This window comes from Pseudomonas sp. SDO52101_S400 (assembly GCF_054071635.1).
Map to the genome: position 1 here is coordinate 48895 of NZ_JBSVWF010000044.1, position 6610 is coordinate 55504.

Annotated in this window: 9 protein-coding genes and 1 pseudogene; 8 read left to right on the top strand and 2 right to left on the bottom strand. The window is 59.4% G+C overall.

Annotated elements, in window-relative coordinates; genetic code table 11:
- Positions 1-35 precede the first annotated feature (35 nt).
- From folM to ACW9HX_RS20910, 5 genes are all read left to right on the top strand, one after another.
- On the top strand, positions 36-746 hold the full coding sequence (gene folM, locus ACW9HX_RS20890; protein WP_457382066.1) for a dihydromonapterin reductase: 711 nt from the start codon (positions 36-38) through the stop codon (positions 744-746).
- Between the two features lie 23 nt (positions 747-769).
- On the top strand, positions 770-1330 hold the full coding sequence (gene folE, locus ACW9HX_RS20895) for a GTP cyclohydrolase I FolE (RefSeq protein WP_457382067.1): 561 nt from the start codon (positions 770-772) through the stop codon (positions 1328-1330).
- On the top strand, positions 1331-1702 hold the full coding sequence (gene folX / locus ACW9HX_RS20900) for a dihydroneopterin triphosphate 2'-epimerase (protein WP_457382068.1): 372 nt from the start codon (positions 1331-1333) through the stop codon (positions 1700-1702). It abuts the gene before it with no gap.
- A 101-nt stretch (positions 1703-1803) separates the two neighbouring features.
- Complete coding sequence (locus ACW9HX_RS20905) at positions 1804-2100, top strand: DUF1244 domain-containing protein (protein WP_102619451.1); 297 nt, start codon at positions 1804-1806, stop codon at positions 2098-2100.
- A complete protein-coding gene (locus ACW9HX_RS20910) occupies positions 2093-2431 on the top strand; it encodes a HopJ type III effector protein (protein WP_134825513.1) in 339 nt (112 codons plus the stop codon). Before ACW9HX_RS20905 ends, ACW9HX_RS20910 begins: the two co-directional genes overlap by 8 nt.
- 64 nt (positions 2432-2495) lie before the next feature.
- Here the strand turns inward: ACW9HX_RS20910 and trxB are convergent, their stop codons facing one another.
- A complete protein-coding gene (trxB, locus tag ACW9HX_RS20915; RefSeq protein ID WP_085711762.1) occupies positions 2496-3458 on the bottom strand; it encodes a thioredoxin-disulfide reductase in 963 nt (320 codons plus the stop codon).
- A gap of 312 nt (positions 3459-3770) precedes the next feature.
- Between trxB and cysZ the strand changes: the two genes are divergently transcribed.
- The 3 genes from cysZ to ACW9HX_RS20930 all read left to right on the top strand — a co-directional run bounded on the left by cysZ (position 3771) and on the right by ACW9HX_RS20930 (position 6369).
- On the top strand, positions 3771-4532 hold the full coding sequence (gene cysZ / locus ACW9HX_RS20920; RefSeq protein WP_457382069.1) for a sulfate transporter CysZ: 762 nt from the start codon (positions 3771-3773) through the stop codon (positions 4530-4532).
- 108 nt (positions 4533-4640) lie between these two features.
- A complete protein-coding gene (locus ACW9HX_RS20925; protein WP_457382070.1) occupies positions 4641-5087 on the top strand; it encodes a hypothetical protein in 447 nt (148 codons plus the stop codon).
- A gap of 61 nt (positions 5088-5148) precedes the next feature.
- Positions 5149-6369 carry a glycosyltransferase family 4 protein gene (locus tag ACW9HX_RS20930; RefSeq protein WP_457382071.1) on the top strand — a complete coding sequence of 407 codons (1221 nt, stop codon included), beginning with the start codon at positions 5149-5151 and terminating at the stop codon, positions 6367-6369.
- Here the strand turns inward: ACW9HX_RS20930 and ACW9HX_RS20935 are convergent.
- Positions 6338-6610 (bottom strand): annotated as a pseudogene (locus ACW9HX_RS20935) (12-oxophytodienoate reductase); the annotation flags it as partial. The gene ACW9HX_RS20930 and the pseudogene ACW9HX_RS20935 sit on opposite strands and share 32 nt — an antisense overlap.

Below are 6610 nucleotides of genomic sequence, written 5' to 3' on the forward strand. Positions count from 1 at the left end.
TATAGTTTTTGCTCTGCCCACGACGCGAGCCGTTCATGACCCCTTCCGCAGCTCCCATTCTCATCACTGGCGCCGGCCAGCGCGTCGGGCTGCATTGTGCGCAGCGTTTGCTTGAGGACGGCCACCGGGTCATCTTCACTTACCGCAGCGAACGTCCGGGCGTCAAAGTGTTAAGGGACCTGGGCGCCATCGGCGTGTTCGCAAACTTTTCCAGTGAAGCTTCGATCATGGCGTTCATCGCCGAGCTGAAGACCCACACCGACAGCCTGCGAGCCATCGTGCACAACGCCTCCGAGTGGCTGGCGGAAAACGCGGACGGCGAAGCCGAAGCCTTTACCCGCATGTTCAACATCCACATGCTGGCGCCGTATCTGATCAACCTGTATTGCGCCGATCTGCTGCAACGGTCGAGCCCCGCCGACATCATCCACATCAGCGATGACGTCACCCGCAAGGGCAGCAGCAAACACATCGGCTATTGCGCCAGCAAGGCCGGGCTCGACAGTCTCACGCTGTCCTTCGCCGCGCGCTACGCCCCATCAATCAAGGTCAACGGCATCGCGCCGGCCCTGCTATTGTTCAATCCCGACGACGACGCGGCATACCGCGCCAAGGCGCTGGCCAAGTCCGCGCTGGGCATCGAACCCGGCAGCGAAGTGATCTATCAGAGCCTGCGCTATCTGCTCGACAACCCTTATGTCACCGGCACGACCCTGACCGTCAACGGCGGGCGGCACGTCAAGTAAAACGCCCCCCGCGAGGATGCTTCATGACCCGTTCCCTGCCCGAGAATTACCGCGAGATCCTGATCGGTCTCGGTGAAAACCCTGATCGTGAAGGTTTGCTCGACACACCGGTACGTGCGGCCAAGGCTATGCAGTATCTGTGTCACGGCTATGAACAGAGCGTCGACGAGATCGTCAATGGTGCGCTGTTCGCTTCCGACACCGACGAGATGATCATCGTCGCCGACATCGAGCTCTACTCGTTGTGCGAACATCACCTGCTGCCCTTCATCGGCAAGGCCCATGTGGCTTATATTCCGACGGGCAAGGTACTGGGGCTGTCGAAGATCGCACGGCTGGTGGACATGTTCGCCCGCCGCCTGCAGATCCAGGAAAACCTCACCCGGCAGATCGCCGAGGCGATCCAGCAAGTCACCGATGCCGCCGGTGTCGCGGTGGTCATCGAAGCCCGACACATGTGCATGATGATGCGCGGTGTCGAGAAACAGAATTCGACCATGAACACCTCGGTCATGCTCGGCGTCTTCCGCGAGTCGAGCAACACCCGCCAGGAGTTCCTGCAATTGATTGGACGGAGCAAGTAAATGCCACAACTTCAACCGGGAATGGCGCGCATCCGGGTCAAGGATCTGCGCCTGCGCACCTTTATCGGGATCAACGAGGACGAGATCCTCAATAAGCAGGATGTGCTGATCAACCTGACCATCCTGTACGCCGCGCAGGAAGCGGTGCGTGACAACGACATCGACCACGCGCTGAACTACCGCACCATCACCAAAGCGATCATCGCCCATGTGGAGGGCAACCGCTTCGCGCTGCTCGAACGCCTGACCCAGGAGCTGCTGGATCTGGTGATGGTCAACGAATCGGTGCTGTATGCCGAGGTCGAAGTCGACAAGCCGCATGCCTTGCGTTTTGCCGAATCGGTGTCGATCACGCTCTCGGCAAGCCGCTGAGCTTCAAGCTTCGAGCGCCAAGGGGTAAGCTAAAGGCACCCCACAATTCAGAATCTTGCAGCTTGGAGCTTGCCGCTCTCAGCTGTCTCGAAGAGACCTCCATGACCGAACAACAACGCCTCGAACTCGAAGCCGCCGCCTTCCGCCGGCTGGTCGCCCACCTGGACAGCCGCAAGGATGTGCAGAACATCGACCTGATGAACCTCTCCGGGTTCTGCCGCAACTGTCTTTCCAAGTGGTACAAGGCAGCCGCCGACGAGCGCCAGATCGACGTCAGCCTCGACGACGCCCGCGAAGTGGTTTACGGCATGCCGTACGCCGAGTGGAAAGCCCAATATCAGCAAGAAGCCAGCGCCGAACAACAAGCGGCGTTCGCCAAAGGAAAACCCAATGAGTGATCTGAACACCCTGCGCGCCAGCCTCAAGAGTGGCGAGCACGTTTTCGCCGACACCTTGTCCTTCATCGCCGCCGGTTACGACTACCAGCCTCAGGCGTTCAACAACGGTGGCGTGGAGAACGCGGCCGGGCAGAACGAAGGTTCGTGCAAGACCCTGGGTCTGGCGCTGCTGGAAGGCTTGAGCGATGAAGAAGCACTGCTGGCATTCGGCGAGCACTACCGTTCGGTTGTGGCGACGCCTGAAGGCAGCGACCACGGCAATATCCGTGCGCTGATCAAGCACGGTCTGGCCGGTGTGAAGTTCGAAGCACAACCGCTGACCCGCCGCTGATTCCCTAGCGAATCGCGAGCATGAAAAAACCGGCCAATTGGCCGGTTTTTTTGTACCTGCGTTCTTAGAACGAAGCGTTCTGCAGATCGTCCAGGTAACGCTCGGTGTCCAGTGCCGCCATGCAGCCGGCGCCGGCCGAGGTGATGGCCTGACGGTAAACGTGGTCGGCCACGTCGCCGGCAGCGAAGATACCTTCGACGCTGGTCGCAGTGGCGTTGCCTTCACGGCCGCCCTGAACCACCAGGTAGCCGTCTTTCAACTCCAGCTGACCTTCGAACAGCGAGGTGTTCGGGGTGTGGCCGATCGCGATGAACACGCCGTCGACCTTGATTTCGTCGAAGCTGCCGTCGTTGTTCTTCAGACGTGCACCGGTCACGCCCATGTTGTCGCCCAGCACTTCGTCCAGGGTCGCGTTCAGTTTCAGCTCGATCTTGCCTTCGGCCACACGGGCGTTGAGCTTGTCGATCAGGATCTTCTCGGCGCGGAAGGTCTCGCGACGGTGGATCAGGGTGACCTTGCTGGCGATGTTGGCCAGGTACAGGGCTTCTTCGACAGCGGTATTGCCGCCACCGACCACAGCCACTGGCTTGTTGCGATAGAAGAAACCGTCGCATGTCGCGCAGGCCGAAACGCCTTTGCCCATGAACGCTTCTTCCGACGGCAGGCCCAGGTAACGAGCACTGGCGCCGGTGGCGATGATCAGGGCATCGCAGGTGTAAGTGCCGCTGTCGCCGGTCAGGCTGTACGGTTTGGAAGCGAAGTCCACGGCGTTGATGTGATCGAAGACGATCTCGGTTTCAAAACGCTCGGCGTGTTCGCGCATGCGCTCCATCAGCACCGGACCGGTCAGGCCGTGGACATCGCCCGGCCAGTTGTCGACTTCGGTGGTGGTGGTCAGTTGACCGCCAGCCTGCATGCCGGTGATCAGCAGCGGCTTGAGGTTGGCACGGGCAGCGTAGACAGCAGCGCTGTAACCGGCAGGGCCGGAACCGAGGATGATCACTCGCGAATGACGGACTTCAGACATGAACCTGTCTCCTGTTGACCGGCCAATACATCAGGCGCGGACGCCGGACTGCCGGCGAGAATAAAAAAGGACTGTGGATAACCTTGGGGAAGGCATGAGCTCGACAGTCCTGTAAAAAGTTGGGTGCAGCGTATCGAGGGGGGCAAGATTAAGGAAATACGGTTTAACAATCCAGCTCATAGGTGGTCTCTATGCCGACACACTGACGAGATAGACGTCTTTGTTACAGTGAATGTCGATCCCGCTGCCGCGCTTTCACAGGTTATGCAAAGTCGGTAAGGTCGGCGCGTTTTCCCTTGCTCGGAGCACCTTATGCCTGCCCCTGTTCTGTCCGGCCCGCAATACCTGCGCGAAGGCCTCAAACTGGTCTTGAGCCCTGGCCTGCGCCTTTTCGTGCTGCTGCCGCTGGCCATCAACCTGGTGCTGTTCGTCGGATTGATCTATCTGGCCGGCCACCAGTTCAGCCTTTGGGTCGACACCCTGATGCCGTCGCTGCCCGACTGGCTGGGTTTCCTGAGCTACATCCTGTGGCCGCTGTTCGTGGTGCTGGTGGCATTGATGGTGTTCTTCACATTCACGATGCTGGCCAACGTGATCGCCGCACCGTTCAACGGCTTCCTCGCGGAGAAAGTCGAAGTCGTAGTGCGCGGCACCGACGATTTCCCGGCTTTCAGCTGGGGTGAGCTGATCGCGATGATCCCGCGCACCCTGGCCCGGGAAATGCGCAAACTCGGCTACTTCCTGCCCCGGGCGATCGGCCTGTTCATCCTCTCGTTCATCCCGGTGGTGAACATCGTCGCCGCACCGCTGTGGCTGCTGTTCGGCGTGTGGATGATGGCGATCCAGTACATCGACTACCCGGCGGACAACCACAAACTGGGCTGGAACGAAATGCTCGCCTGGCTGCGCCAGAAGCGCTGGCAGAGCATGAGCTTCGGCGGGATCGTCTACCTGGCCCTGCTGATCCCGGTGGTGAACATCCTGATGATGCCGGCGGCGGTGGCCGGGGCTACGTTGTTCTGGGTTCGTGAACGCGGGGCCGAGAACCTCGTGACGCAGGCTGAGCGCCCTTAGCCAATTGAGTTTTTGCGACGTTAACAGCCACCAAAAATGCCATTGTTTTGATATCATCCCCATGCCCCGGCACTGCGTTGGACCGGGTAAAAGGGAGTACATACACCGATGGAAAATGAGCTGAACAACGGCCAACCTGAGCCTGCACAGAAGCTAGAAAAGAAAGGATTCCCGACAGAACTCCTTTCCGAGCCCCAAAAAAAATTGGACTTGAGCAGCCTGATCCTTCATTTGGTGCATCTCGATACCAAGGACGTAACCCTAAAGTGGGTTTTTGACCACATTCGAAATTACGTAATTTGTGGGGTCGTTCTCTGGGCAGGTGTCAAAGCATTCAAATTACCGAACATCACTTACTTCGACACGATTACACACTACCTCGGCGGCGGTGTTCTGCTGATCACCGCAATTACTCTGTTTTCCTTGAACATGCTCCACGGAATCGTTGGGTTCGCCAAACTCAAAGACTTAAAAAGCACCAGTACAGTTCTTTATATCGTGGGAACACTTCTCGCGTTCTTTGCGGGAAACATTCTTTTTATCACGGCTAAATAGCGCTGATTTTTCGGTGACGGACGCCGTCACAAATCCATCATCCCAACGTCACAACCACGACATGGCCTCAGCCGACACTGAGGTCATGACGACAGCTCTACATATCACCCTGATCAGCGAAACCTTCCCACCGGAAATCAACGGGGTGGCCAATACCCTTGGCCGCTTGTGCGACGGTTTGCGCGCGCGCGGGCATCGGGTGGAACTGGTGCGGCCGCGTCAGGGTGACGATCCGCAGCGCAGTGAAGACGATGCGCTGCTGTTGTGCCGGGGCTGGCCACTGCCGGGTTATCCGGGGTTGCAGTGGGGTCAGTCGTCGATGCACAAGTTGCTGCGCCGCTGGACACGCCAGCGCCCGGACGTGCTGTATATCGCCACCGAAGGCCCCCTCGGGTTGTCGGCACTGCGCGCCGCACGCCGCCTGGGCATCGCCGTAGTCAGCGGCTTCCACACCAATTTCCAGCAGTACACCAATCAGTACGGACTCGGTCTGCTGACGCGCTTGCTGACTCACTATCTGCGCTGGTTCCACAATCGTTCGGCGCTGACCCTGGTGCCAAGCGTAAGCCAGCGCCTGGAGCTGGAGCGCCGACATTTCGAGCGTCTGGCGCTGCTGTCCCGAGGCGTCGACAGTCAGTTGTTCCATCCGACCAAACGTTTGAACGCCTTGCGTGAGCAATGGGGACTGGGCGAGCAGGACATCGCGGTGATTCACGTAGGACGCCTGGCGCCGGAGAAAAACCTCGGATTGCTCAAACGCTGCTTTGAAAAGCTCGCCAGCGCTTATCCCCAACGCAATCTGAAACTGATCATCGTCGGTGACGGGCCGCAGCGTGTAACCCTGGAAAAGGAATTGCCCGAGGCAATTTTCTGCGGCTCACAACGCGGGGAAGCGCTGGCGGCGCATTATGCGTCCGGCGATCTGTTCCTGTTTCCGAGCATGACCGAGACGTTCGGCAACGTCGTGCTGGAAGCGCTGGCTTCAGGTCTTGGCGTGGTAGCCTACGATCAGGCGGCTGCCGCGCAACATATTCGCCACGGCTACAACGGCGTGTTGGCGATGCCGGGGGATGAAGAGGCGTTTTGCGATGCAGCGCAGTGGCTGCTGGAGGAAGACGAAACCTTGCGTTGCGTCCGATTGAACGCCCGCCAGCATGCCAGTCGTCAAGGCTGGGCAGCCATCATCGAACAGTTCGAAAGCCATTTGCAGGTGGCTTGTCGCGACCTTCGCGACAAGCCCTCCACGTTGGTCAAACCAGCGTCATCAACGCCTCACGGCTGAACGGCAGAATGTCCTGCTCGCGGCCTTCGCGCACTTTCTGCGCCCAGTCCGGATCTACCAGCAGCGCACGGCCCACCGCCACCAGATCGAACTCGTCATTGTTCAGACGCTCCAGCAGTTTTTCCAGGCTCGCTGGTTGCGCGACCTTGTCGGTATTGACCATGAATTGCAGGAACTCGCCATCGAGGCCGACGCTGCCGACGGTGATGGTCGGTTTGCCGGTCAGCTTGCGCGTCCAGCC

What these genes read in the sequence shown, in the direction of transcription:
- ACW9HX_RS20925 (WP_457382070.1), top strand. Translation starts at nt 4,641, where the DNA reads ATGGAAAATGAGCTGAACAACGGCCAACCTGAGCCTGCACAGAAGCTA.
- folX (WP_457382068.1), top strand. Translation starts at nt 1,331, where the DNA reads ATGCCACAACTTCAACCGGGAATGGCGCGCATCCGGGTCAAGGATCTG.
- folM (WP_457382066.1), top strand. Translation starts at nt 36, where the DNA reads ATGACCCCTTCCGCAGCTCCCATTCTCATCACTGGCGCCGGCCAGCGC.
- trxB (WP_085711762.1), bottom strand. Translation starts at nt 3,458, where the DNA reads ATGTCTGAAGTCCGTCATTCGCGAGTGATCATCCTCGGTTCCGGCCCT.
- ACW9HX_RS20910 (WP_134825513.1), top strand. Translation starts at nt 2,093, where the DNA reads ATGAGTGATCTGAACACCCTGCGCGCCAGCCTCAAGAGTGGCGAGCAC.
- cysZ (WP_457382069.1), top strand. Translation starts at nt 3,771, where the DNA reads ATGCCTGCCCCTGTTCTGTCCGGCCCGCAATACCTGCGCGAAGGCCTC.
- folE (WP_457382067.1), top strand. Translation starts at nt 770, where the DNA reads ATGACCCGTTCCCTGCCCGAGAATTACCGCGAGATCCTGATCGGTCTC.
- ACW9HX_RS20905 (WP_102619451.1), top strand. Translation starts at nt 1,804, where the DNA reads ATGACCGAACAACAACGCCTCGAACTCGAAGCCGCCGCCTTCCGCCGG.
- ACW9HX_RS20930 (WP_457382071.1), top strand. Translation starts at nt 5,149, where the DNA reads ATGGCCTCAGCCGACACTGAGGTCATGACGACAGCTCTACATATCACC.